The sequence below is a fragment of the Psychrobacter sp. SHUES1 genome (genome assembly GCF_001652315.1).
GTDB classification, from domain to species: Bacteria; Pseudomonadota; Gammaproteobacteria; order Pseudomonadales; family Moraxellaceae; genus Psychrobacter; species Psychrobacter faecalis.
On the sequence record NZ_LXWA01000061.1, the window covers coordinates 1 to 26,447 of the forward strand.

Annotated in this window: 23 protein-coding genes; 12 read left to right on the plus strand and 11 right to left on the minus strand. The window is 44.5% G+C overall.

Translation table 11 applies throughout. The annotated features are described in order from the left end of the window. The 5 genes from A7325_RS08380 to cysE form a co-directional block, all read left to right on the plus strand. Window positions 1–396 (plus strand): IS1 family transposase (locus A7325_RS08380; RefSeq protein ID WP_156508519.1); only part of this gene is annotated, 396 nt, incomplete at its 5' end. Between the two features lie 258 nt (window positions 397–654). Continuing rightward, window positions 655–4,368, plus strand: a complete 3,714-nt coding sequence (dnaE, locus tag A7325_RS08385) for a DNA polymerase III subunit alpha (protein WP_068406889.1) — start codon at window positions 655–657, stop codon at window positions 4,366–4,368. A 56-nt stretch (window positions 4,369–4,424) separates the two neighbouring features. Next, complete coding sequence (locus A7325_RS08390) at window positions 4,425–4,802, plus strand: Hpt domain-containing protein (protein ID WP_225211687.1); 378 nt, start codon at window positions 4,425–4,427, stop codon at window positions 4,800–4,802. Window positions 4,803–4,828: 26 nt separating this feature from the next. Next, complete coding sequence (locus A7325_RS08395; RefSeq protein ID WP_068406936.1) at window positions 4,829–5,701, plus strand: RNA methyltransferase; 873 nt, start codon at window positions 4,829–4,831, stop codon at window positions 5,699–5,701. 244 nt (window positions 5,702–5,945) lie between these two features. Continuing rightward, entirely contained in the window at window positions 5,946–6,818 is an 873-nt protein-coding gene (cysE, locus tag A7325_RS08400) for a serine O-acetyltransferase (RefSeq protein WP_376784483.1), read from the plus strand. Window positions 6,819–7,066: 248 nt separating this feature from the next. On the opposite strand, the gene A7325_RS08405 is transcribed toward cysE, so the two are convergent. After that, window positions 7,067–7,609, minus strand: a complete 543-nt coding sequence (locus A7325_RS08405) for a DUF924 family protein (RefSeq protein WP_068406896.1) — start codon at window positions 7,607–7,609, stop codon at window positions 7,067–7,069. 149 nt (window positions 7,610–7,758) lie between these two features. Between A7325_RS08405 and A7325_RS08410 the strand changes: the two genes are divergently transcribed. After that, window positions 7,759–8,493: a glucose 1-dehydrogenase gene (locus A7325_RS08410; RefSeq protein ID WP_068406898.1), complete on the plus strand. Its 735-nt coding sequence runs from the start codon at window positions 7,759–7,761 to the stop codon at window positions 8,491–8,493. A gap of 142 nt (window positions 8,494–8,635) precedes the next feature. Here A7325_RS08410 and A7325_RS08415 read toward each other — a convergent pair whose 3' ends face one another. From A7325_RS08415 to pheA, 6 genes are all read right to left on the minus strand, one after another. Then, the gene (locus tag A7325_RS08415; protein ID WP_068406901.1) at window positions 8,636–9,187 is read right to left on the minus strand and encodes a 2-amino-4-hydroxy-6-hydroxymethyldihydropteridine diphosphokinase; all 552 of its coding nucleotides are present in this window, start codon (window positions 9,185–9,187) and stop codon (window positions 8,636–8,638) included. 4 nt (window positions 9,188–9,191) lie between these two features. Beyond that, entirely contained in the window at window positions 9,192–9,596 is a 405-nt protein-coding gene (gene folB, locus A7325_RS08420; RefSeq protein ID WP_068406904.1) for a dihydroneopterin aldolase, read from the minus strand. 41 nt (window positions 9,597–9,637) lie between these two features. Continuing rightward, entirely contained in the window at window positions 9,638–10,591 is a 954-nt protein-coding gene (gene rarD, locus A7325_RS08425; protein WP_068406937.1) for an EamA family transporter RarD, read from the minus strand. A gap of 283 nt (window positions 10,592–10,874) precedes the next feature. Continuing rightward, a complete protein-coding gene (locus A7325_RS08430; protein WP_068406907.1) occupies window positions 10,875–13,193 on the minus strand; it encodes a bifunctional prephenate dehydrogenase/3-phosphoshikimate 1-carboxyvinyltransferase in 2,319 nt (772 codons plus the stop codon). A gap of 194 nt (window positions 13,194–13,387) precedes the next feature. Continuing rightward, window positions 13,388–14,530, minus strand: coding sequence for a histidinol-phosphate transaminase (gene hisC / locus A7325_RS08435; RefSeq protein ID WP_068406909.1), 1,143 nt, complete (start codon window positions 14,528–14,530; stop codon window positions 13,388–13,390). A 75-nt stretch (window positions 14,531–14,605) separates the two neighbouring features. Beyond that, a complete protein-coding gene (pheA, locus tag A7325_RS08440; protein WP_068406913.1) occupies window positions 14,606–15,787 on the minus strand; it encodes a prephenate dehydratase in 1,182 nt (393 codons plus the stop codon). 430 nt (window positions 15,788–16,217) lie between these two features. Here pheA and A7325_RS08445 point away from each other — a divergent pair, with 430 nt between their 5' ends. Both A7325_RS08445 and A7325_RS08450 read left to right on the plus strand, forming a co-directional pair. Next, a complete protein-coding gene (locus A7325_RS08445) occupies window positions 16,218–17,159 on the plus strand; it encodes a transaldolase (protein WP_068406916.1) in 942 nt (313 codons plus the stop codon). 151 nt (window positions 17,160–17,310) lie between these two features. Then, the gene (locus A7325_RS08450; RefSeq protein ID WP_068406919.1) at window positions 17,311–17,820 is read left to right on the plus strand and encodes a hypothetical protein; all 510 of its coding nucleotides are present in this window, start codon (window positions 17,311–17,313) and stop codon (window positions 17,818–17,820) included. 98 nt (window positions 17,821–17,918) lie between these two features. On the opposite strand, the gene A7325_RS08455 is transcribed toward A7325_RS08450, so the two are convergent. Further along, a complete protein-coding gene (locus A7325_RS08455; RefSeq protein ID WP_068406921.1) occupies window positions 17,919–18,494 on the minus strand; it encodes an adenine phosphoribosyltransferase in 576 nt (191 codons plus the stop codon). A 403-nt stretch (window positions 18,495–18,897) separates the two neighbouring features. On the opposite strand from A7325_RS08455, the gene A7325_RS08460 reads away from it, so the two are divergent. Both A7325_RS08460 and A7325_RS08465 read left to right on the plus strand, forming a co-directional pair. Next, on the plus strand, window positions 18,898–19,062 hold the full coding sequence (locus A7325_RS08460; RefSeq protein ID WP_068406924.1) for a rubredoxin: 165 nt from the start codon (window positions 18,898–18,900) through the stop codon (window positions 19,060–19,062). A gap of 274 nt (window positions 19,063–19,336) precedes the next feature. Beyond that, window positions 19,337–20,230 (plus strand): alpha/beta fold hydrolase, encoded by an 894-nt coding sequence (locus A7325_RS08465; RefSeq protein WP_068406940.1) that lies wholly within the window; start codon window positions 19,337–19,339, stop codon window positions 20,228–20,230. Between the two features lie 137 nt (window positions 20,231–20,367). Here A7325_RS08465 and A7325_RS08470 read toward each other — a convergent pair whose 3' ends face one another. Next, window positions 20,368–21,327, minus strand: coding sequence for a WG repeat-containing protein (locus tag A7325_RS08470; protein ID WP_413771794.1), 960 nt, complete (start codon window positions 21,325–21,327; stop codon window positions 20,368–20,370). Between the two features lie 567 nt (window positions 21,328–21,894). Between A7325_RS08470 and A7325_RS08475 the strand changes: the two genes are divergently transcribed. Then, window positions 21,895–22,827: a DMT family transporter gene (locus A7325_RS08475; protein ID WP_068406930.1), complete on the plus strand. Its 933-nt coding sequence runs from the start codon at window positions 21,895–21,897 to the stop codon at window positions 22,825–22,827. Between the two features lie 88 nt (window positions 22,828–22,915). Here A7325_RS08475 and A7325_RS08480 read toward each other — a convergent pair whose 3' ends face one another. Then, on the minus strand, window positions 22,916–24,328 hold the full coding sequence (locus A7325_RS08480; RefSeq protein ID WP_068406933.1) for a solute carrier family 23 protein: 1,413 nt from the start codon (window positions 24,326–24,328) through the stop codon (window positions 22,916–22,918). Window positions 24,329–24,824: 496 nt separating this feature from the next. Between A7325_RS08480 and A7325_RS08485 the strand changes: the two genes are divergently transcribed. Next, a complete protein-coding gene (locus A7325_RS08485) occupies window positions 24,825–26,258 on the plus strand; it encodes an L-serine ammonia-lyase (RefSeq protein ID WP_068406935.1) in 1,434 nt (477 codons plus the stop codon). Between the two features lie 18 nt (window positions 26,259–26,276). Here A7325_RS08485 and A7325_RS13475 read toward each other — a convergent pair. Beyond that, window positions 26,277–26,447, minus strand: a 171-nt coding sequence (locus A7325_RS13475) for a zinc ribbon domain-containing protein (protein ID WP_156508520.1), incomplete at its 5' end; no start/stop codon positions are given.

Genomic DNA, 26,447 nt, shown 5'->3' on the forward strand with positions numbered 1-26,447 from the left:
TTAGAGGTTGATGAGTTCTGGACTTACGTATATCGCAAGAAGCGTAAAGTTTGGCTTATTTATGCTTATGACCGTGCTACTAATGAGATTGTCGCTTATGTCTGGGGCAAACGTGACCTAAAAACGGCTAAGAAGTTAAGAGCACGTCTTAAGCAACTTAAAGTGAGCTATGACTCTATTAGTATGGACAATTGGGACAGTTTCATAACGGCCTTTAAACCAGATAACAAACGAGTTGGCAAACAGCATACGGTAGGTATAGAAGGTAATAACTGCCGTCTTAGACACCGATTAAGACGATCGGTTAGAAAGACTTGTTGCTTCTCAAAAAAGCTTGATAATCACTTTAAAGTATTCGATCTGGTGTTCTTTTATGTCAATTATGGCTACGTCTGATGCCAGCATACTTTTTGACACACCACCAAACTGTTTAATCCTGATTAAACTTGCTTTTTCTACCCTCGCCCTCTCTCTTATACGTTTGAATCGGTGGCTGTCTGCGCCAAATAATGCTATTATTGACGACCAGCTTTAAAAGCTCAAAATATCAATTTTCGCGTCCTATCACTTCTTAAAAAACCATAAGGTATTGATAATAAAAAATTTATTATCATACAGCTTATTCCCTTTTGATTGCACCAGTAAGAGTCTTCTATGGCATTTGTACACCTTGGTATCCACAGCGAATATTCCATTACCGATTCTATCGTGCGTATCAAGCCGCTGATTAAAGCGGCAGCGGCGGACAATCAGAGTGCGCTGGCATTGACTGATTTATCCAACCTTTATGCGACGGTGAAATTTTATCGTGCCTGCTTAGGCGCGGGTATCAAGCCCATTATCGGCAGTGAAATCATTATGGATAATGAGGACACGCGCTTGGTGCTACTGGCGATGGACAATGAGGGTTATCAAAATATTACCCGTATCGTCTCGCTTGGCTTTACCGAGGGGCGCGCCGATGCTGCCAATCATGGGGTGCCAGTCGTTGAGCGTCGCCATGTTTTAGAGCACGCCGCTGGTGTCATCGTTTTATTTACCGAAAAATCCGATGTCGGTCAGGCATTGGTGAGTTCTATGCCAGAAAAAGCTGACGAGCTGCTGACAGAATGGCAAGCACAGTTTGGTGATCGCTTATATTTCGCTATCAAGCGCACCAATCGCTCGGGCGAAGACGCTTTTATAAAAGCGGCTATTCATGCCGGTGCCAAGCATCGTATTCCTATTATTGCTCACAACGATGTGCGCTTTTTAGAGCAAGATGATTTTGACGCTCACGAAGCGCGCGTTTGTATCGCAGGCTCGTATGTCCTTGCCGACCCCAATCGTCCACGGCTGTATTCAGATGAGCAGTATTTAAAAACCCAGCAGGAAATGACGGCGCTGTTTGCTGATATTCCGCAGGTCATTGATAATACCTTACGTTTAGCCACGCGCTGTAATGTGACCTTGACCCTTGGCATTAATGTCCTACCTGAATTTCCCGTGCCCGAAGGTGAAACGATTGAATCGTTTTTCCGCGCAGAATCAATACGCGGTCTTAATCATCGATTGGATAAGCTCTTTCCGATTGAAGCACGTACTGACAATTGGAGTGAATTTCGCCAAAAGTACGATGAGCGCTTAGAATATGAGCTTGAAGTTATCTTATCGATGGGCTTCCCAGGTTACTTCTTAATCGTCATGGACTTTATCCGCTGGGCAAAAGCCAACGGCGTACCGGTTGGACCCGGTCGTGGTTCTGGTGCTGGCTCTTTGGTCGCTTATGCGCTCAATATTACTGACCTCGACCCCATTCATTACGACTTGTTATTTGAGCGCTTCTTAAATCCTGAACGTGTTTCTATGCCTGACTTCGATATTGACTTTTGTATTGAAGGTCGTGACCGCGTGATTGATTATGTGGCACAAACCTATGGCCGTGAAGCGGTGTCGCAAATTATTACCTTTGGTACCATGGCAGCAAAAGCGGTGGTACGAGACGTGGCGCGGGTACAAAGCAAATCATACTTTTTGGCCAATAAAATCTCCAAATTGATTCCAAAAACCCCAGGAATTACGCTTAGCCAAGCACTTGAACAAGAGCCGCAGCTAAAAGACTTAATCTCCAACCCCGATAATATGGACTATGAAGATGCCATTGAGATTTGGGAAATGGCGATTAAACTCGAAGGCGTCTGTCGAAACGTTGGTAAGCATGCGGGTGGCGTCCTCATCGCTCCCCATAAAATTACTGACTTTAGCGCGATTTACTGTGATGACGAAGGTCACCGCGTCAGTCAGTTTGATAAAGACGACGTCGAAGCCGTTGGGCTGGTCAAGTTTGACTTTTTGGGTTTACGTAACTTAACGGTGATTAACGCCGCAGTAGAAAACATCAATCTGCGCCGCGCCCGCGAGGGCAAAGATACCTTGGTGTTAGAGGACTTGCCTTTAGACGACAAAAAAGCCTATAAGCTGCTGCAAGAAGCCAAAACCACGGCTGTCTTTCAGTTAGAAAGTATGGGTATGAAAAAATATCTATCCAAATTACAACCAACCAATATCGAAGACGTCATTGCCATGTGTGCGCTCTATCGTCCGGGTCCACTCGATGCAGGCATGGTTGAGATGTATATCGACCGTAAGCATGGCCGCGAGGAAGTCATTTATGACCATCCTAACCTTGAGCCAATTTTAGAAAATACCAACGGCGTTATTGTCTATCAAGAACAGGTGATGCAAATCTCGCAGGTCATGGCAGGCTACAGCTTGGGCGGCGCTGATATGCTACGCCGCGCCATGGGTAAGAAAAAACCTGAGGAAATGGCCAAACAGCGCGATATTTTTGTCACGGGTGCGACCGCGCAAGGCATCGATAAAACGACATCGGGCGGCGTCTTTGACTTGATGGAAAAGTTTGCTGGCTACGGTTTTAACCGCTCGCATTCTGCTGCTTATGGCGTCCTTGCTTATCAGACGGCTTATTTAAAGCAGTACTACCCTGCCGAATTTATGGCGGCGGTACTCACCTCTGATATGAACAACACTGATAACGTGGTGTTCTTTATCAATGATTGCCGCGAAAACTTCGGTTTAACCGTCGTTAATCCATCGGTAAACCGTAGTGAGTGGCATTTTGTCGCCGATACGCCGACCAATATTATTTATGGCTTGGGTGCGATTAAAGGTGTTGGTGAAGGTGCGGTTGAGTCTATCGTTGAGGCGCGCCGACGTGAAGGACCGTTTAAAGATTTATACGACTTTTGCCGCCGCGTTGATATTAAAAAAGTCAATAAACGTACATTGGAAGCCTTAGTCAGTGCGGGCTGTTTTGATGATTTTGCCGCGACTTTACGACCAGACTTGCCAAGCGACGAAGCATACGAGATTCGCGGGGCGCTGATGAGTCAACTGCCAAGCGCCGTACAAGCTGCGGAACAAGACCGCCAAAACAATGAGCTTGGCATGATGGACTTGTTCGGTGAAATGGATGGCGTGGTCGCAGCGCCACCACTGATCATGACACCAGAGCTGATTTGGGGTGATAAACATCGTCTAAAAGCGGAAAAAAATACCTTAGGTTTATACTTAACTGGACATCCTATCGATGAATATCGCGATGAGCTTAAACGTTATACCTCCGGCGCTCGCCTCGATAAGCTGGCAGACACGGGTTATAACGGTAGCTGCTACTTTGCGGGTTTGATTATCGATATTGCCAATTTCGGTACGCGTAACGTCATCACTTTAGACGATGGCACCTCACGTCTAGAAGTCAGCTGTTATGCCGAGCGCTTTAACCGTGTAAAAGAGCAGTTGAAGATTGATGAAGTCGTCGTCATTAAAGGCAGTATCCGTGAGCGTGACGGGCGCATTTTTGCCCGTCTTGATAATGCCATGAGTATGGTTGATGCACGCCTGCGTTGGATGAAAAAAATTAGCATCAAAGTCCACGGTAGCGATATTAATCTGCTCACACGTATGCAGCCTTTGCTAAAATCCGCTCAAGCAGACATCATACCAGCGCCGCGCTTGTCTTATCACGATGAGCAGGACGAGAAAGGTAATAACGGCGGTGCAAACGGCGCTTACGATCCAGCGATGGGCGGCAGCTTATACGATGAAAACGGCAATGATTTATTGGCGCTAGAAAATGACATGCATCAAGATGCGCTGCAAAACGGCGGCTATGCTAATAATGTCCTTAGCAACACCGATGATTCTATTAATGATAACTGCTTGCCGCTTGGGCTGAGCATTTATGAAGAATACGGTATTGCCAATGTCGGGCTATCTGAGCATTGGCGCATCTACCCTAACGATGACAATTTGCAGCAATTAAAGAGCATGGTTAATGAAGACAATTTACATTTTCATTATAGCTAACACCTTTATAGTAGCTAAGCTGAGCCTTTAACTTTTAAAATATTGGACACATGATTATGACTGAACATCCTAACAATACAAATACGCAAAACGATGATGAGATTATCAATGACGAGCAATTTGATGACATGCGTGAGTTGTTAGAAGAGGACTTTGTTGATTTGATACAAGTGTTTTTTACCGACAGTCACGAGCGCATTGTCAAACTAAGACGCGCACAACAAGAAAAGGATAATGCCAACGGCTATGAGCTTGCGCATGCGCTAAAAGGTGCCAGTGCCAATTTGGGTGCGACTCAGTTAACTCGCCTTAGTAGCCAATTACAAGAAGCGTGCCGTGAGCGCCTTATTGGTGACCAAGCTGGTTTAGTTGAAGACGTCGCCGTAGCATTGCAACGGGTTGAACAAGAAATTAAACAAAGACTGGGGCTATAATGCGTAACGACTCTGCCTCAACTTTGATGCCATCGAAAAAATTAGCGCTCTCAACCGGCAGTCTTACGGTAAGCGATTATCTGTCTTCCTTACAAATTGTCATGGTCAATACCACTTTACCTGCCAATATTGGCTCAGCGGCGCGCGCCATGCACACCATGGGTCTATCGCGTCTGACCGTTGTTGACCCCAAGCTGCCCATTGATGAAATCAGTGTTTCGCACGCGGCAGGCGGTAGTGAATTATTAATGTCAGCCACCATAACGCCGACGTTAGAATCGGCGATAGCGGATTGCCAGCTGGTATTTGCGGCCAGCAGCCGTAGCCGTCACATGCCGCGTCCTGTGGTCACACCGACGCAAGCGGCCAACATCATGTTTGACTTTATCGATAAGCAAACTGCGCTTAATTTAGCAAATAATAGTGAAAGCCCGCAAGCTATTAGCAAGCCCAACATCGCTATCTTATTTGGTCGTGAAGACCGCGGTTTGACCAACGAAGAGCTGGCGTACGCCGATTATCATATTCAAATCGATGCCAATCCCGCTTATCCGGTGCTCAATGTTGCCTCTGCCGTACAGGTCATTGCCAGCTTTATCTTTGCTTATGCGCAAACCCATGCTCAAAACCCTGATGAAAGCTTAGACGATGTAAACCCAGTTCAGCCCATATTAGACGTGCATTTACGTCAACAATGGGATGAGCCGGCCATCACCCAGCAGCAACTACAACAGCTCGTTCAGCGTACCACCAACTTGATGGTTCAACGCGGCTTAGCAGACAGTGAACATTTAAAATCCTTGCCAGCGCGACTGTCGCGACTTGGCTCACGCGTGCAGCTGGATCAAAAAGAGTATCAGCTATTAAGCGCACTGATTGCTAAGCTTAGCAAACATTAGAAAAATGGTTTTATCATTACGTTTTTAGCGCCATTTAGCATTTATTTGCGGGACTTGTCTTTGAACAGATAGAAGCCTGAGCCACACAGATAAGACAACACTGTATTTTACAACTCAAAGCTGTTATAACTTTAAAAGATGTCATTGTGATTTTTCTGACACTATTTTCCTGACAGTATTTTTCTGACAATCGATAGGACGCTTTATGTCATTGCCAACCTCCTTGTTCAAATCGCTTGCCCGTATCAAAAAAGACCTACAAGAAGATGTCGAAGCGGTATTCAATCGCGACCCTGCTGCGCGTAATAGCCTAGAAGTCATCTTGACCTACCCTGGCATTCACGCCCTGATTTTACATCGCGGCGCGCATTGTCTTTGGCAAAATGAGCAAAAACTGGCGGCGCGCGCCGTTTCTTATGGCTCGCGTATCATCACTGGCATTGAGATTCATCCTGCCGCTAAAATCGGCAAGCGTTTTTTTATTGACCATGGCGTCGGCGTAGTGATTGGTGAAACGGCTGAGATTGGCAACGACGTTACCCTTTATCACGGCGTCACCCTTGGCGGCGTTTCATGGAATAATGGCAAACGTCATCCTACTTTAGAGGACGGAGTCATTGTCGGTGCTGGTGCCAAAGTATTAGGACCATTTACGGTTGGTAAAGGCGCTAAAATTGGCTCAAATGCGGTGGTGGTCAAACCCGTACCCGCAGGTGCAACGATGGTTGGTAGCGCCGCTCGTATGATTTCAGACCATCATGACGAAAAAGGCAATCCTATTACAACCAAAGTACAGGACGCCAAACAACAAGAAAAAGCCGCGCAAGCAGGTGCAACTGCTGACCAGCAAGAAACAGACCCTACTTCTAACACTGCACGAGCGACGGCGTTTCAGGCTTATGGGATTGACCCTTCTTCACAAGACCCAGTGGCTGAAGCCTTTGCTAAAATGCTCGAACATATCCAGCAGTCGGAAAATCGACTCGATCAACTACAAGCGGCCATGTGCAAGATAGACCCAAACTTTTGCAAAAAAGAATACGATAAACTGTGCTTAGAAGACTTAGATGTCATCGGTCGTGCTGATATGGATGCAGCTGGCACTGACCAGAAGTAAATTGCTCGCTAGCTTGGAGATTAAATAAAAAGAGGCCAATTCAATTGGTCTCTTTTTATTTTAACCAATAGACAAATAGCGCTTTAACGACTAACTATCGTCAAAATATTCTAAAAACGCAACGGTATTGCTGATATCAATTTTTTGTAGCCTCTGTCTGCGCAGGCACAGCAAGCAAGAAAAATTGATATCAGCAGTGCGTGATGTCTCTATATTACTTTTCACTCACTATAGTTAACAGACAACATTTATAAAAATGACGAGTCAGGCTGGGTCAAAAACTCTATTTCCTCGCTACTCGACACCCGTCCTAAAATGTCATTACGATGCGGATAACGGCCAAATCGATCGATAATTACTTTGTGTTTGAGCTCAGCATCTATGCTGTCTGCATTGGTATATTGTTTAAATAACCTTTCTGCTTGCTGATGAATCAGTTTTGATTCACTGTGCATATAAGGCATCAATACAAACTTACGTTCATCAATCGTTTCAAACGCCTCTAATGCTCCGGCAGCCACCGCCTCTTGCGCAAGTACAAGGCACATCGCATCTTGGGCAAAAGCCGCTGGCGTATTACGGTAAATATTGCGCGAGAACTGGTCTAATATAATAATTTCTGCTAAGCGCCCTTGTATGCTGCTACGCCACGTATAAAACTCTGCCGCCGCTGCTTGCTCAAGTATATCGCTGTAGCGCTCTATTAATAACTTATCAAACGCTAAGTCTTTTTCAAAAAACTTCTCACTACCTGCCTCATTAAAACAAAAATCCAATATATCGTTGTACATCGTTTTCTCACTATCATGATTTAAAGCTATGCTTTAAAAACATTGTTTAAAAGATAAAATATGCAGTCAAGACTATATAACTGTTAATGAATATTTAGTCATTTTGTCTTATACTCTTTTATTATTCATAATTAAAAAAAGGCACTATCATGGCGCGTTTACAAGACAAAGTTATCATTATCACGGGCGCAGCTCAAGGCATGGGTGAAACTCATGCGCGTTTATGTATGGCGGAGGGTGCTAAAGTCGTCTTGACCGACATCAATTCTGATAAAGGCGACGCCTTGGCCGCCGAACTTGGCGCTGATGCGCTATTTATCAAACATGATGTCACCAATGAAGATGATTGGGAACAAGTCGTTAAAGAAACACAGGTAAAATTTGGTCAAATCGATGTCTTAGTAAATAACGCGGGTATTACCACGCACAAATCTATCTTGGATACTTCTTTGGAAGACTATCGCAAGATTTTAGAGATTAACCAAGTATCGGTCTTTTTAGGCATGAAAGCGGTTATTCCAACGATGAAAGCCGCTAAGCAAGGCTCTATCATCAATATATCATCGATTAACGGTTTGGTTGGCGGCGCTATCGGTTATACCGATTCTAAATTTGCGGTACGCGGTATGACTAAAGCGGCGGCATTAGAGTGCGCCCCTTATGGCATACGTGTGAACTCCATTCACCCAGGCGTCATCGCTACCCCGATGATTATGCAAGACGATACCAAAGATGCAGTTGAAGCTTTTGCCAAAACCATTCCGATGAGACGTGTGGCTCAGCCCGAAGAAGTCAGCGGTATGGTGCTATTTTTAGCATCAGATGAATCGAGCTACTCAACAGGTTCAGAATTTATTATTGATGGTGGTTTGACGGCGCAGTAAGGATTTTTGCGCTAAACCATATGAATTAGATAAAAGCTGGGTAGTACCCGGCTTTCATTTTGAGATACTTGAAGGAAAATACTAAGGATTTAATAGCTTTGACTTATTCTTAATAACAGCTCAGCCACTTCATTTAACTTCTTTAAAGCCCACTCAAAATCAACTCTTCAACCCCTGCCCTTTCATGGGCCTTAAATGGATAACGATCTGCCATGATTATCCATTGCTCTGAATTTTTGACTATTTTTTTAGGCGCCAAATAATTGCTTAGGCTATTTTCTCTATCGTCTAATTTTATTAGTAAAATATCAATATCCATAGCGACTTTTTTTATAGGGTTTTTTATTGATTCAGAGCAACGCTGTCTACCGCAATCACTCTCAATTTTTTTAAAAGTCTGCTGCAACTGCTGCAGGGTCATGGCAGATGTAAGGGTTAAATAAACACACTGATTGGTATAGTCAGGTTTTGGTAGCTCAGGTGTCGCGGTAAAATCAGGATTTTGAAATGCCGTTGATAGCTGTATTTCACCTAAAGCCGCAAGCTGTTCTCGAGCGCGTGGTAAGTATTTCTCAGCTTGATAATTACTACCGAGGGCGAGCAGCACTGCCGATACAGAATGCGTTTGCAGCTGTTCAGGCGCGCACTGTTTTAAGTCTTCAAGATTCAAATCAGCCAATGCTCTATGTGTCATCAGATTAACTATCTTGGTTTACATTGGATTCGGCTATTGAGCCTTTGGCATAACGGGTGATCTGCACCCCAACCGCATCCGCTTGTTGAATAGCAGTTGGCTTGGCAACGCTGAGCGTTATTTTATGACAGTTATATTTTGCCAGTAGCTTATCAGCGATTTGACCAGCCAAATGCTCAAGCAGCTGCGCTTGAATGGCTTGGCACCATGCGCTCACATCATCGCAGACCGCTTTGTAATTGAGCGCATCATTAACATCGTCTGACACAGCCGCTTTATTAATATCCGTCTCAAGCGCTATGTCAATCAGGAGTGGCTGCGTAATAGCGCGCTCCCAGGCATAGACACCAATCACCGCCTCTACTGTTAAGCCTTTGACAAATACCACATCAGATTCGGTATGAAACATGCGCTTATCCTTATTTATTATACTTTTATTTTAAAACAATTTTACGATAACGCCTCGTCGCGCAGGCGCGCAGCTTTTAACGCTTTACTCGGACGATGGCGCCATAGGTCAATACTGAATAATAATAACCCAAGCCAAATCAAACCAAATACCGCCAGACGATGTAAATCAAAAGGCTCGTTATAATAGAATACCGCCAAGAAGAAAATAAAGGTCGGGGTCAGATAATTCATAAAACTTAGAATACTAAAAGCAACCATCTTAGTCGATTTATTAAACAACAATAATGGTATCAGCGTAATCGGACCTGCCAGCATCAGCAGCCAAATGTTTGAGGTAAACCAAAAACTTAACTGACTACTCACCACGTCAGCTTGCCAAAACCACCATAAACAGATCGGTACTAACATGGTGGTTTCTACAAACATGGCATCGACCGCCGTGAGCGGTGTTTGGCGCTGGATGGTGCCGTAAGTACTAAAACTAAAGGCTAAAATCAGCGATATCCATGGCAGGCTACCAATCATAACGACTTGAATCAGCACGGACAATAGCGCAAAACCAATAGCTACCCATTGCAAGGGGCGCAAACGCTCTTTAAACAAAATCATCGAGAGCGCCACGCCGACCAATGGTCCGATAAAATAACCCAAACTGGCCTCAAGAATGCGGTCGTGGTTGACCGCCCATACATAAGTAAGCCAGTTGGTGGCAATAATCAAACCCGATATAAAAGAAAATGCTATCCATCTCGGGTTTTGCTTTAGCGTATCAATCCATTGCCAGCGCTTGGTCAGCACCAATACGATAAGCAAGCAGGCAAAGGTCCATATAATGCGATGGCCGATAATCTCGGTCGCATCATAAGCAGCGAGCTGCTTAAAGTATAACGGAAATGCACCCCAAATAAAGAACGCTGTTAGCGCGGTGGCAATACCGCGTCTGGTGGTTTGAATAGGAGCAACGGGTTTTTTGACAACATTTTGAGTGGCCATAAGACGATACAACTTTTTAGAGCAAAGCGCGCCCTTACCTATTTTTAAACCATTATCAAATGATAAAAGTAAGAGCGCAGGGTTACTACGTAGAGGGTAGAAAGTAAAAAGCAATGCGTTGATACCAACTAAGTACCAACACATTGCTCACGACAACAACTATTATTAAATAAATTTTATAACAAGTTTAAAATTTAGCTTTTGGACTTTAACAGATTCAGAAGATAAAGCTTTAAATTTTAGAAGTTAATAATATTTTGTCAGGTAATTAACAACTTCAATATTAAGCCGCGCCATTATCGACCTTGATAGACATACCAATTTGATTGGCAAGCTCAGCAAATCCTGGGAAACTGGTATTGACGGTTTCAACGCCTTCAATGGTAATCTGCTTCGCTGCACGTAAGCTGGCAACCGCAAAACTCATGGCAATACGATGGTCATGATGCGAGGTAATATGTCCGCCGCCAAAGACAGGCTGGCTGTTATTCACTTCATTAACGTTACTGCCCTTACCTTCGATGCCTTTACCTTCAATAATCAGGCCATCTTCAGTCACCGTACAATCAATGCCTAGTGTTTGTAGACCGTCTGCCATCACGGCGATACGATCTGACTCTTTCACACGCAACTCTTTTGCACCGGTTAACACCGTACGACCTTGGGCACAGCTAGCAGCGATAAATAATACGGGAAACTCATCAATCGCTAAAGGTACTAAATATTCTGGAATCTCGATACCTTTTAGGCTTGAGCTGCGAATAGTAATGTCCGCCACTGGCTCGCCGCCGACATGGGTTTCATTGCTTAGGCTAATATCAGCATTCATCAATTTTAAAATATCAATGATACCCGTACGCGTCGGATTAATACCCACTTGCGTTAGGGTCAGCTCGCTGCCCTGACTGATAGCTGCGGCTACCATAAAGAAAGCCGCTGATGAGATATCAGCAGGAACGGCGATATCGCCGCCTGTAAGCGTACCGCCACCTTTGACGCTGACACGATTGCCATCAACCATCACAGGATAACCAAAGGCTGAGAGCATACGTTCGGTATGATCGCGGCTAACTTCAGGTTGAATAACGGTCGTGGTACCTTCTGCCCAAAGTCCCGCCAATAATAAGCAAGACTTAACCTGTGCAGAGGCAACTGGCATATCATATTCCATACCTTGGAGCGGCTCACCAACATTCGCTCGACCCGTAATGCTAAGCGGTGCGGTACCATTATGACCGGTACTTTGAATGACGGCTCCCATTTCACGTAATGGTGCGGCCACACGTTCCATCGGACGCTTATTTAGACTGGTATCGCCTGTCAATACACTATCAAATGACTGCGCTGCTAATATACCGGCAAGCAGGCGCATACTGGTGCCTGAGTTGCCCATATATAAGGGCGTTTTGCTTGGTTTTAGACCGTTCATACCGACGCCATGAATGGTTAATTTACCTTTATCAGGGCCTTCAATACTCACGCCCATATCACGAAATGCTTGCAAGGTAGCCAGCGCATCCTCTCCTTCCAAAAACCCTGTGACGTTGGTGACACCTGTGGCAAGGCTACCAAGCATGATACTGCGATGCGAGATAGATTTATCACCAGGAATAGTAATGGTGCCAGAGACGGTGTTGCTAGGAGTAATATTATAAGAAGCTGACATGGCAGAAGTATCCGTATAAGGGGTGCTGGCTAACATATGGCCAAAATGTCGCCGTGCGGCTTGCGCGCGGCCCAAAAGCCCCATGAGGGCGGTCGAATCTTTATCAATGATAAGCTGGCGCATATTCTGTAGATAAACGCCATACTCGTCAAGAGCGCTTATAATCGCGCTTTGGTTGGCAAAAAATATATCATGCCACATTTTAGGGTCGCTGGCGGCAATACGGCTAAAGTCGCGAAAACCGCCTGCGGCATAGCGAAACATATCTAAATTGTCATCATGACTTGCCAGCTGTTCAACCAAATTAAACGCCAGCAAATGCGGCAGATGACTGGTATGTGCCAATATTGCGTCATGACGTTCAGCCGCCATCGGCATGACCGTCGCACCAACTGCTTCCCATAACTGACGAAGCTTAGCAACAGCGTTATCATTGGTCGTTGGCAGCTCACAGATAATCACGCTATGATTGACAAATAGAGTGGCGCGCCTGGCATGATAGCCTGAATTTTCCGCTCCAGCAATCGGATGCGCAGGGACAAACCCCGTTGGTAGCGAGCTAAAGACCGCTTTTGCCGCCTCAATGATATTAACCTTGGTACTACAGACATCAGTAATGAGGCAATCAGCAGCAAGCTGTCCATGATCCATCGCGGTTTTGATATCGACAAACACAGCCTTTACCGCTTGCACTGGCACGGCGATGACAATTAAGTCGCTGCCCGATACCACTTCACTTAAGACGGCACTACCCGCATCTAGCAAACCATGTTGCATGGCTTCATCGATGCTTGGTGCATGTCGATCAACCGCCACCAAGCGCGCACTTAAACCAAGGTCTTTGATGGCTTGGGCAAGACTCGCGCCAATCAGCCCGAGACCGATAACACAGACTTGCTCAAATAATGGCGGCTGAGTATGTATAGACGATTGCATATGATTGTTTTGGTTGGTTATGAGTTGATTGCTTAAGTTTCGATTACTTATATTTTGATTGCTAAGGTTGTTTTGCTGGCGACTCACGGCGTTTCTCTTTCAACAAACCAGCATCAGTAGGCATAAAGCATGCTGATATTGGCGTCGTAAAATTGATTTATTTTTTGATTAAAATACGGATAACTACTTTTTTATTAATCTTCAGTCAGTATTGAGCGCAAGGTATCAATCAGGCGCATATTATCTTCTGCAACCCCTACCGTAATACGCAGCCAATTGAGCAAACCATAACCTGCTAATGGACGCACTATCACGCCTTGCTCTAGCAATGCTTGATAAATGGCAGCCGCGTTTATGTCTTCCATCTCAACTTCTATTTCAACCATGATAAAGTTGGCATGCGACTTAATAAACCCTAGCCCCAAGGCATCAAACTGCTTTTCTAACCAGCGCATTTGCTCTTGGTTATTAAGTCTTGTTTTTTCAATAAAGTCTTGGTCTGCAAGCGCAGCATTGGCAGCAGCTAAAGCGACTCTACTAACGTTAAAGGGCTGACGAATGCGATTGAGTAAATCGGCGACAGCGACTGAGCTTAGCGCATAACCAACACGCAAACCTGCTAGCCCATAGGCTTTTGAAAAAGTACGTACAATAACCACATTCTCAAATTCATCGAGCAGCGCTCTATTATTACTCTCAGGACTATATTCGATATAGGCTTCATCTAGTACCACCAACACTGAGCTTGGCACACTAGCCACAAATGCACGTAACTCTTGCTGCGTAAGCTGCGTACCCGTTGGGTTATTAGGATTGGCGATAAAGACCATTTTGCTATTAGGATTGTCCGCTACCGCCTGACTCATCGCCTTTAAATCATGACCAAAACGATTGGCTGGCACTTCCACGCCTTTTGCGCCTTGCATTTTGGCCAGCATCGGATAAACGATAAAAGCATACTGACTATAAATAATCGCATCATCGACGCCAGCAAAACTACGCGCTAAGATATCAAGCAAATCATCAGAGCCATTACCTAAAGTAATCTGGTCGACACCAACATCGTTAAAGTCAGCAAGTGCTTGTTTGAGATAATAACCATTGCCATCAGGATAACGTGCCAGCTGACCCAGTTGCTCGGTAATCGCAAGCGTGACATGCGGTGAGCAGCCCAGTGGATTTTCATTACTAGCAAGCTTGACCACATCTGAGACACCGTACTCGCGTGTCAACTCTTCAACCGGCTTGCCCGTCTGATAAGGCATTAGCTCTAAAATACTGTCATAGGCCGGCACTAGCGGTGATAAATTTGACTCTGTCGACTGTGATGACTGCATGATTTATCCTTGGATGTGATAAGGCATTTACTGTTGATGAATCCCTACTGTTAAAACCATTCTATTAAGCCAGCTTTATAGCACGGCTTTTGGATAAGAACCTAAAATGCGCAAATCTTTGACCAATGGACGGATATCAGCAATTGCTGCACTCACATTTGCGTCTTCGATGTGGCCATCCATATCGATAAAGAACACGTAAGCCCATTTATTTGGACGTTCAGGACGCGTCTCGATACTGGTCATCGACACGCCATGATAAGACAAGGGCTTTAAGATTTCGATCAGGGCGCCTGCTTTATCATGCGCTGAAACCATAATTGAAGTTTTATCTTGACCCGATGGCGCAATCGCCTCGTGACCGATAATTAGGAAACGCGTGGTATTGCTAGGATTGTCTTCGATGTTTGAATACAGCTTATGTAAATCGTACTCTGCCGCTGCCACATCACCGGCGATTGCCGCTGAATGCCATTCGTTTTTGAGACGGCGGGCCGCTTCACCATTGCTCGATACCGCCACACGCTCAACATTTGGGAAATTAACATCGAGCCAATGGCGGCACTGCGCCAATGACTGCTGATGTGAGTAGATACGGCTTAAGCCATCAATTTTGGTGTGTTCAGCAACCAAGAAGTTTTGATGAATAGGCAACTCAACTTCACCGATTATCTTTAAGCTAGAAGATAAGAAGCCATCTAAGGTATGGTTAACCACGCCCTCTGACGAGTTTTCAACTGGTACCACGCCATACATTGCTGTGCCTGCTTCAACTTCGCGAAACACATCAGTAATAGTATTTAGCGGCACGGTATCGGCGGCTTTACCAAAATGCTTTAAAGCGGCGGCATGGGTAAAGGTGCCGACAGGGCCTAAGAACGCAATACGCTGCGGTGCTTCCAAGTCAAGGCAGACTGACATGATTTCGCGGAACAAACGCGCCATTTTTTCATCGGCGATGGGCCCAGTATTACGTTCCATCACCGCCTTTAACACTTGCGCTTCACGCTCAGGACGATAAAAAATAGGATTGGTTTTTTCGGCATCAGGACTATTGGCAACGTGGTCTTTTTTTACCGTCGCTACTTGCTGCGCCAATTTGGCACGGTTATTAATGAGCGTTTGAATTTCGCAGTCAACGGCATCAATACTTTGGCGCAATGTGTTTAAAAACGCTTTATCAGTTGCAGCCCCATCAACACTTGCAGGGGTTTGGTTTAGATTGTCTACATTTTGCTCTGGTGACTGCTCACTCATTACCGCCCATCCTTTTTCTAATATTATTGCTAAAGTTATTGCTAAATTTATGACTGTTGTCTATTAGCGAGGTAACCTGCTTATTTTAATAATAAATGCTCGCTTAGTTCTCATGTTTAGCGAGCCAAACAGTGGATCGGCTCTACTATAGCAAAAACTATCGACAGTGCCCATTCGTAAATACGCGCAAATAAGCAATTTGCCATAAATCTTAGCACAGTTATGCACGATAAACGCTATACCCTATAAAACTATCAGGCTACAACCGTCCAAATATATGATACAGTTTAAAGATAGCCGTTAAATTCACCATACCGCCATGATAAATCGCTTTATCAATGAAAATTCATAAGCAACTAACTGAAATAACCAATCTAAATAACACGGCTAAATAAAAACATCAAAACGTAAATTAATCATAGGATATCTGATGAGCGCATTACAACAGCTTCGCACCATGACCACTATTGTCGCTGATACGGGCGACCTTGCCGCCATTGCGCGTCTAAAACCCATCGATGCCACGACCAATCCAAGCCTTATTACCAAAGCGCTGATTCATCCGGACAATGAAGCGCTGATGTCAGAAACCATGAGTCGCCATCGCGGTGATGTCGATGCAGTGATTGATGAATTAACCGTTCAAATCGGCTGTAATATTTTGGCATTGATTGAAGGTCGCGTTTCAACCGAAGTCGATGCACGCTTATCTTATGACACTCAAGCCACCATTGATAAAGCGCTCAGCTTTATGGAAGCCTACCAAAAAGCAGGTATTGATTCAGAGCGCGTATTGATTAAGATGGCCGCAACCTGGCAAGGTATTGAAGCGGCGCGTTACCTTGAAACTCAGGGAATTCACTGCAACTTGACGTTATTATTCGGTCAGCATCAAGCGATTGCTTGTGCCGATGCGGGCGTGACCCTAATCTCGCCTTTTGTAGGGCGTATTTTAGACTGGCAAAAACGTCAGCAAAACCGCCAAAATGTCCCTGCTTCAGATGATATGGGTGTGCAATCGGTCAAGCTTATTTACCAATACTACAAACAACATGGCTATAAGACCCAAGTGATGGGCGCAAGTTTCCGCTCGACCGAGCAAATATTAGCACTGGCTGGTTGTGATCTATTGACCATCGCGCCCAATCTGATTGATGAGCTGGCAGCCATGGATGTCGAAGTGACACGCCAACTGTCACCAAGTATGTCAATGGATTTGCCCGACATGGCGAAGGTCAGCTTAACCCATGACGAGTTCAGTGCCGCTTATCAGCAAGATATCGTCACCCAAGACTTATTACCCAAGGGTATCGATGGCTTTATCGGTGCGCGTGATGAGCTTGCGCAAATGCTCGCGGCGATGCGAGATTAACTGCGATATTTATATATTTTATGCGTTTGCCTACTAATCACGAGTGCTGAGATTGTCTCAGTATGAACCCCTTGTCATAAAAGTAATTTGCCTGCTTCTATCAAGTTGGCTATGATAAGCGACTTTATATAACAACAAGCAAGGCTCGATTATGAAACGGCTAGCAGTGATATTAGCAGGTAGTACGCTTGCAATGAGTGGCTATGCGGCAAACTGGTTAGAGGTCTCAAAAAGCCAAACTGGCTCTATTTTTAGCTTGGATGTGGATTCTATCGAACGCTCAGACATTCATATTATTGATGAAAAAGAAGTCGAAAACATTACTGTCTCAATTCGTAGAACCTATCCTGCGCCAAAGGATAGCGCAAAAGACGCTAAAGAAAACGAGGCGAAAGCAAAAGAGAGTAAAGACAGAGGCGCTAATAAAACAGTGAAAGAAACCAGCATTCATCATAGCGACCAACAATGGCTTATCTCATGTAAGGACGCAAGCTACTATCAGCGTGCTTACGTCAATTATGCAGCTGACGATAAAGTATTAAAATCTTGGCAATCTGATAAGCCGATATTAACGACCAAAGACTTTAAGCTGACCAAACCAAAAACAATCAGTCGCTTGCTCGTCGAACAGGCGTGTAAAAGTTATCAGCAAGCTAAATAGCGTAAAGTAAAACGAATTAAGGTAAATAAATACCATTAAAAAAAGCGCGCTGAACTATTGATTCAGCACGCTTTTTTTAATGCTAAGAATCCATAATTTTAAGCTTTTAAAACTGTATAAACAGGTACAGGAAACTCGCCATGTAGAGCAACCAAATCTAACAATACCAAGGCGCCAACGACCGTATGCTGTGCAGATTTACACAGCTCATAAGCGGTCATCAGCGTGCCGCCTGTCGCCAAGATATCGTCGACCAATAATACCCGCTCAGGCGGTAAGTTATTTTGCATCTCAAGCGTGTCTTTGCCGTATTCTAATGCATAAGCTTTATTGGCAACCGGTGGCGGTAATTTACCGGGTTTACGTAGCAAAATCATGCCTTTACCCAAACGTCCCGCCAGCAAACTGGCAAATACAAATCCACGCGCCTCTACGGCGCCTAAGCAATCCACTTCATCAAGCAAACCTTTAGGCAAAGCCGCTAACATCTCATCAATCACCGCATTGATATGACTGCGTAGTAACGGTGTAATATCATAGAAATCGATACCAACTTTTGGGAAGTCTGGTACTGTGCGAATGATTTGCCAAAATGGATGGTCAGTATTGAGCGTATTAGATGAATCGGTTGTGGTCTTAACTTCAGCTGATGTAACGGCGGCATTCGCGCTCATAGTAACCCTTAACTTATAAAACTCAAATAATGATATGACGGTGGTAAATGAGGTAGGTGATAAATGAGATAACAATCGCTAAAAATAGCGGCGAGAATTATAGCATAATCGGCTTTATCGTGGCGGCAAAATCGGCAATGACAGCCCAGATAAAACCTTGAAAGTGACGCATAAGCACTTGATAAAAGCTGGTGAATCTCAATATACAAGTGTAAACTTAACTATGAAAATAACCGCTATATGCTAAACTACGTGCGTTTTTACATGCTAAATGTTGGCTAGAATACTTAATAATTGCTTTAAAAACGCCAATTAATCTAGTTAACGCCACTAGTAATAGCAAAAACGCTGGTAAAAGAAACATTGGTAATCGTAATACTGGAAATAATCGATAGGACTATTTATGAAACGTTATGAATGTATTGTCTGCGGCTGGATATACGACGAAGAGCTTGGCTGCCCTGAAGAAGGCATCGCGCCTGGCACCAAATGGGAAGACATTCCAGACGACTGGACGTGCCCAGAATGCGGCGTTGGCAAGCTTGATTTTGAGATGCTCGAATTTTAAGCCAACGACCATCTAAATAGGATACTTCATGATAGAATCAAGCCCCACCAATCACACAAACGCGTCTGTAAATTCAGAAGAAACCGACAATGCTTTAGTGCTTAATGACAAAATGACGAATGATGCAACGCCTAGCTCTTCACCATCTAATTCTTCAGCACTTAGCGCTGCGACAATCGACTCTCCAACAATCGATTACCCGACGCCTGAATGGCAAAAGTTTGGCGATCATGCTTGGTATCCGTCTGATTTAAGCGAGCATCTTTATCAATCGATGATCGATATCGGCGATGGCATTGAGCTGTGTGTTGAGGCAGGTGGTGATCCCAAGAATCCACCGTTACTTATGATTATGGGGCTTGGCTCACAAATGGTGTTTTGGCCCAATAATTTCATCAAGCGCTTTATCGATGCCGGTTTCTTTGTGATTCGTTTTGACAATCGTGATATCGGCTTGTCGTCCAAAGTACAGATTGATGGTTTGCCGCGTATCAGCCAATTAAAAATGATGATGCGTCTGCAAACGGGACTATCGAATAAAGGCGCGCCAGTTGCTTATAATTTGACCGATATGGCAGAAGATACGGCGCGTTTAATCAAGGCCTTAAAACTGGGTAAAACACATCTGCTTGGCGCTTCTATGGGCGGTATGATTGCTCAAATCGTCGCCGCGCGTTATCCAAGTTTGGTGCAGCGCATGGCATTGATGTTTACCACCACCAATCGAGCGTTTTTAAAACCGCCGAAACCTAAGCAGTTATATACCCTTATCAATCGTCCTGAGAGCCATTCTGAGCGCGATATCGTGCGTCATAGCGTCTGGTTTATGAAAACGGTTGGTACGCCAGGACACGTCAATGTGCGCATGGTACGTGACATCGCCAAGATACGCTATCAGCGTAATTTTCACCCGCTTGGTACGGTACAACAGCTCAATGCTATCTTAGCTTCTGGCTCGATTAGCAAATATAGCAAACAAGTTAAAGCACCGACGATTGTGCTGCATGGTAGCGCTGATGGTCTGTTACCCGCCTCACAAGGTCGAGTGGTTGCAAAGACCATTCCTAATGCAAGCTTTCATTTAATCGAAGGTATGGCACACGATATTCCCGAATACTATCAGCCCTATATGGTCGATTTAATTAGCAAGCATCTATTAGACAAGTAGTACTTCAAGCTTAAAATTAATGATCATTAAGTATGAAAAAAGAGTGTTAGAACGACGGATAACCTATCGTTCTAACACTCTTTTTTTATTGCACATTGAGTTGTCACGTTAATAGATATGTGCGATTGGTATAAATTTTAATCACAAGCAATGCTGTCACCCTCTTTATCAATACACATTTTATTGCCGTTTTCTAAATTGCCAATCCAAGCTTTGCCATTTGTAAATACAAATGCAGGTTGGTCTTTATAATGATCGCTCGCATTCACACCGTTATTATCAAAGCGAAAAGGAATCACCAACTCGCCGCCTAAATTGACAAAGCCCCATTCATTATCGATACGCACGCCCGCCAATCCTTCAGAAAATGGTCGCACTTCATCGAAAGAATAGGTAATCATAGAGATGTTATTCTCATCAACAAAGCCCCATCTGCCGTCTTGTTGACGCGGCTGCAAGGTGGTAAAACCACGAGACGGTTCTAGCTTCTGCGATTCTTTGGCATTACTGCTATTATTCTTGATGTTATTAGCAGCGGCGCTCTTCGCTGTTTGACTAGCAGCACTACTATTTAGGTCAGATATAGGTTTGCCATTTTTATCCAACCAGTTGATGGCTTGATTTTTACGTACTCGCGTCATGCCGCTACGATAATCGTCAATGTCACTAATTGCAGCGGCAAATGGCACGATGGTTTTATTGCCCGTATCGACAACCCCATAATGACCGTTTTGCTTGACCACAATCCGATTTTCAGAGACGGGACGCGCCCAATTTTGTCCTTCTTTGAGCATATCGTACACCGCAGGGATCACCTCGCGACCTTGCATATTGACATAGCCCACCCGACCATTACGCAGCACTGGTAACAATCCACTCGATATTTTATCGGCATCTACTTTTTGATAACGGGTTAAATCAAGCACACTTTTGCCTTGCTTATCAATCAAGGCAACTGGTGCACCGAAATCTTTTATCGCTAAGAAATAGCCACTACTAGAGGTACAAGAGACATTTTTATAATAGCTTTTGGGTATTTTGCAGCTGGCGGCTTGTACATTTGACATCCCAAAAAACGTAGCAGCTATGGCGCTCATGACAAATAGACGCGCAATGAAACTGCGACGTGGCAGCAGTGTAGATAAGAAGTCTATTTGTCGTTTCGATATAGAACGTTGCAGCATAAGCAAACCTAGGCTAAAAGTAATAGAAGCACTGTGAATATATGGGGAGTTCATTGTAAAAACGATATAGCGGAACTGTCATAGATTTTTTGAAGCCTCTGGAGAGCGAAGCGCACAGCAAGCGAAGAAAATTTACGACAGTTTCGCGCAAAAATATCATGTCTCTATTTTATATAAAATTCACTATATTAAGTTAAGTATTTGAAGAGTATCGCTATTTTAAACATGACGCACTTCAAACTACAAATAGATGTTAGAGTAACAAATGGCAGCACGTGCGCCAATATTATTGCTGTAAGAAGGTGACCGCTTTATTTATCTATGGTGGGTGATACGTCATTATAAAATAAATCGCGCCAAAGCATTCCAATTTAAGAGTAAAACACTGACAATATGGCCTGCTATATAAACCAGCTCTTGAGCAAACAACATTAAAAAAAGTCTTAAAAAAGCATCATAGTAATGAGATAAGGATATTGCATGGCTATCGCCTCTTCACGCTCCGCCGCTACTGGCTTGGTCATTGGTTGTGTCATTTTTGGTTTGGGCAGCTTAATTGTCGCTCATGTCGATATCGGCGGCTGGGCAATGTCATTTTGGCGACTGGCTATTTCTGGCGTGGTGTTTGCTATATTGGCTAAAATGACAGGGCAACGACTTCCGCGCTCAAAGCGTGCTGTTTTTTACGGTTTATTATCGGGTGCGTTTTTAGGACTCGATTTGGCACTATGGCACGAGAGTATTTATGCGGTCGGTCCCGGTATCTCAACCTTATTAAACAGCTTGCAGATTTTCTTTTTAGCCGCCATTGGCTTTTTATACTTTAATGAGCGGCAGTCTATTTTGCAGCTCATCAGTTTATTTTTAGCCATGCTAGGCGTGGCAATGATAGGTAGCCCTGAGTTTGCACAAAATACCGCGGCGACTTGGGGGTTTGTCACGGGTATCGTTTCAGGCGCTATGCTTGCCGCGTCGATGACCTTTATCCGTAAAACCCATGATACTGAGCCAACGCCGATATTTATGCTGATGCAGCTGGTGAGTATCGGCGGCGTCATAGCAATGATTCTGCCGATGTTTATCTTTGATATGGGTAATATCTTACCCAATACTTGGTATGAGATTGGTTGGATATTGATTTATGGCACGGTGATGCAATGCTTGGCGTGGGGGCTTATCGCCTACTCGATTCCTAAGCTGTCTTTAGCATTGACAGGGCTGCTCTTATTAACCGAGCCCATTGCGGCCTTGGTGATTGATTATAGCTGGCTTGATAAACCGATTAATACGCTGCAATGGAGCGGCGCGCTATTGACGATGTTTGCCATTTATTTAGGGTCGTTAAAACCTAAGCCACGCGCACTACGCCGTTATCGTTTTTTTGCCAGATTTTATAAACGAAATTATAAATAAAGCGGTAATGAATAAAAGCCACAATAAGTAAAAGCCACAATACTTATTGTGGCTTTTTTTACGATGAACAAATCAATCTTTTTGACGGTTAATCTTTTTGTCGATTAAATAAGGCATTCAGCACAATCGCCGCTAAAGTCGCGGTGCCAATTCCGCCTAAATCAAAGCCGCCTAGATGCAAGCTAAAATTACCCGTACCCATAATAACGGTAACCGCGGCAATGATTAAATTGCTATTTTTGCTAAAATCGATATGACTGTCTATCCAAATTTTTGCCCCAGCAATGGCAATCAAACCAAAGACTACGATAGAGGCGCCGCCCAATAAAGCCGCCGGTATGGTCTGAATAATGGCACCAAACTTTGGTGACAAACCGAGTAAAATAGCAACCAAACCCGCTATCACAAAAATCGTCGTGCTATAGACTTTGGTTACGGCCATGACACCGATATTTTCTGCATAAGTGGTCACCCCTGTGCCACCAAAACCTGCCGAAAACGTCGTCGCCAAGCCATCAGCAAAAAATGCTCGACCCATATAAGGCGTCACGCGCGCTTTAGTCATGCCTTCGACCGCTTTAAAGTGCCCTAAGTTTTCGGCAATTAAGATAAAGGCGACAGGCGCAATCAATATAATCGCACTCATCTCAAAATGCGGCGTATGAATACTTGGCAGACCAAACCATGCAGCCGCCGATACATTGCTAAAATCAATCGGTACGCCATAACCGAATATATTGGTCATGACAAAATAAGCAATATAAGACAGGATTAACCCAACCAGCAACAACAGACGGCGCAGCATACCGCGGGTAAATACTGCAACCCCACTGATAAGCAATACCGTCAGCGTCGCCATCCATGCATCGAACTGGTTGGCAGACACCCCTTGAATGGTCACAGGCGCTAAATTTAGACCAATAATCATCACAATGGCACCGGTGACAATAGGCGGCATCAAACGCTCAATCCAGCCTGTACCCGTCTTCATTACCAACAAACCTATCAAGGCATAAATGATGCCGCAAGCCATGATACCGCCCAAGGCGACATTCAGATTGTCATTGAATCCCACACCCGCATAAGCAGTAATCGCAATCACAGGACCGATAAAAGCAAAGCTTGAGCCCAAATAACTGGGCATGCGCCCGCCAGTAATGATAAAAAACATCACCGTACAGATACCGGACATCAAAATGGCCAAATTGGGGTCAAACCCCATTAATAATGGCGCGAGCACGGTCGAGCCAAACATGGCAAACGTATGCTGCACCCCTAATAACACACTCTTGCCAGGCGGTACATATTCATTAATGCCGACCGGATCGCGATCCAAGTTGCCCTTATAAGGACGCCACGTTGGAAACCAACGACCATTATCAAAGTCTGGATTGTGCGGATAACTCACCGCAGCTGTATCGATACCAGCCGCTGCTAATGCATTATGAGGCTCTGAGTGATTGCTCTCCGGTGCTGGAGCGTGAGGTTCAGGTGTTGTCATGCGCTGTCCTATTTGAGCTAAGAAAATACCAATCAGCTAAAAACTGTTAAAAAGCCACTGTAAAAATACAACTGTGAATTGAGTCAAAACGATAATAGTGAAAATATATTTCCTTACAGTAAATATAAATCGCTACATAAATAGCATTAAAAAACATGCTCGACTGTTTGCGCCATTCTCTACACTATAGTGATGGCTGAATTACAGGATGTTACAAGGATATTGGTTGCGAGCATGATAACGGAGTTCTATGATAAATAAAAGTTATTATTCAGCTGCCTTGTGTCCGCTTATACTGACAGGTATTCATAGATAACGTCGCAAATTTTTAAATGCTTAGCTTTTTTATTTAAGTAAACATCTAAAAAAACGCTCTGTATCGTCATAGTACGGTATTTATCAGAGGTTTTTGGACGGCTATCTATTATTTTTTCACCCCAGTACTAAGCCCCTTCTACAACAGACGCTGATGCACTGACAATTTCTTGGTATTTTTATGATTAGTGTTTTCGACTTATTTAAAATTGGTATTGGGCCATCAAGCTCTCATACCGTTGGGCCTATGGTGGCAGCCAACTTATTTTTGACCTCATTGCTTAAACAAAGCGCATTGACAACGATTAAGAATATTGAAATCGAGCTTTATGGTTCTTTGGCTGCTACTGGTAAAGGGCACGCAACTGATACGGCGATATATTTAGGTTTGCTTGGGCATACGCCAAGCACCATTGATACGCGCTTAACGGATCAATACTTGGCGCCTATTTTCGCGGACAAGCAGCTTAATTTGTCTGGCAAACATATTATCGAGTTTGACACCGAGTGTGATGTGTATTGGTATGATGATACGGTATTGCCTTATCATCCAAATGCTTTGACTATCCGCGCGATATTAGACGATGGTAGCAAATATCAGCAGACGTATTATTCGGTTGGCGGTGGCTTCGTGATTAACGAAGATGACGCCAATAATCCCGATGAGGATCATGCCAGCCCAACGATTGATATCGTTCCCTACCCTTTTAATACTGCCGCAGAATTGCTCGATCAGTGCCGTGAACATGGATTAAGTATCAGCGAGTTGGTACTTGCTAACGAGTGCCATTACCGCGATCAAGCAGATGTTTTTAGCTATTTGGATACGATTTGGCAAGTGATGCAAGACTGCGTAACCCAAGGCTGTAAAAATAGCGGCATTTTACCCGGCGGCCTTGATGTTAAACGCCGTGCCCACGATTTACACAATCAATTATGCGCTGAAAAAGGCCTACCTATCGCCAAGACTGACAAGCTGGCCGCGATGGACTGGGTCGACTTGTATGCGCTTGCCGTCAATGAAGAAAATGCCAATGGCGGTAAAGTGGTCACCGCTCCGACCAATGGTGCGGCGGGCATCATTCCGGCGGTCTTGCACTACTATCGTGATTTTCTGCCCAATTATAACCAAGATGGCGTGCGTAAATTCTTATTAAATGCCACCGCTATCGGCAGCTTAATTAAACAAAACGCTTCTATTTCAGGTGCTGAAGTTGGCTGCCAAGGGGAAGTTGGTTCAGCCTGTGCGATGGCAGGTTCGGCATTGGCCGAGATAATGGGTGGCTCGCCAGCACAGTGTTTGAATGCCGCCGAGATTGGTATCGAGCACAATTTAGGTCTGACTTGCGACCCGATTGGCGGTTTGGTACAAGTCCCTTGTATCGAGCGTAATGCAATGGGCGCTGTCAAAGCCATCAACGCCGCGCGTCTTGCCTGCCGCGGCAATGGTCAGCATTTTGTTTCACTCGATAAAGCGATTGAAACCATGAAGCAGACAGGCGCTGATATGTCTGATAAATACAAAGAAACCGCACGCGGTGGTTTGGCTATTTATGCTGATAACCGCATTCCTACTGCCACTCGCGGCGTCAGTGTCAATTACAGTCAATGTTAATTTGACTTCCTCCCCTCCCTAAAGTGAGGGGATTCCTACTACTAGACGCTCAAGCCCGAGCGCGAGAATATTTTTTGCCGCATTAATATCACGGTCATGAGTGACACCACACTCGCAAAGCCATTCTCTTATTCCTAAATCTGCTCTACCTTTCGGACTGTTTTGGCGTGAGCCACAACACGAACAACT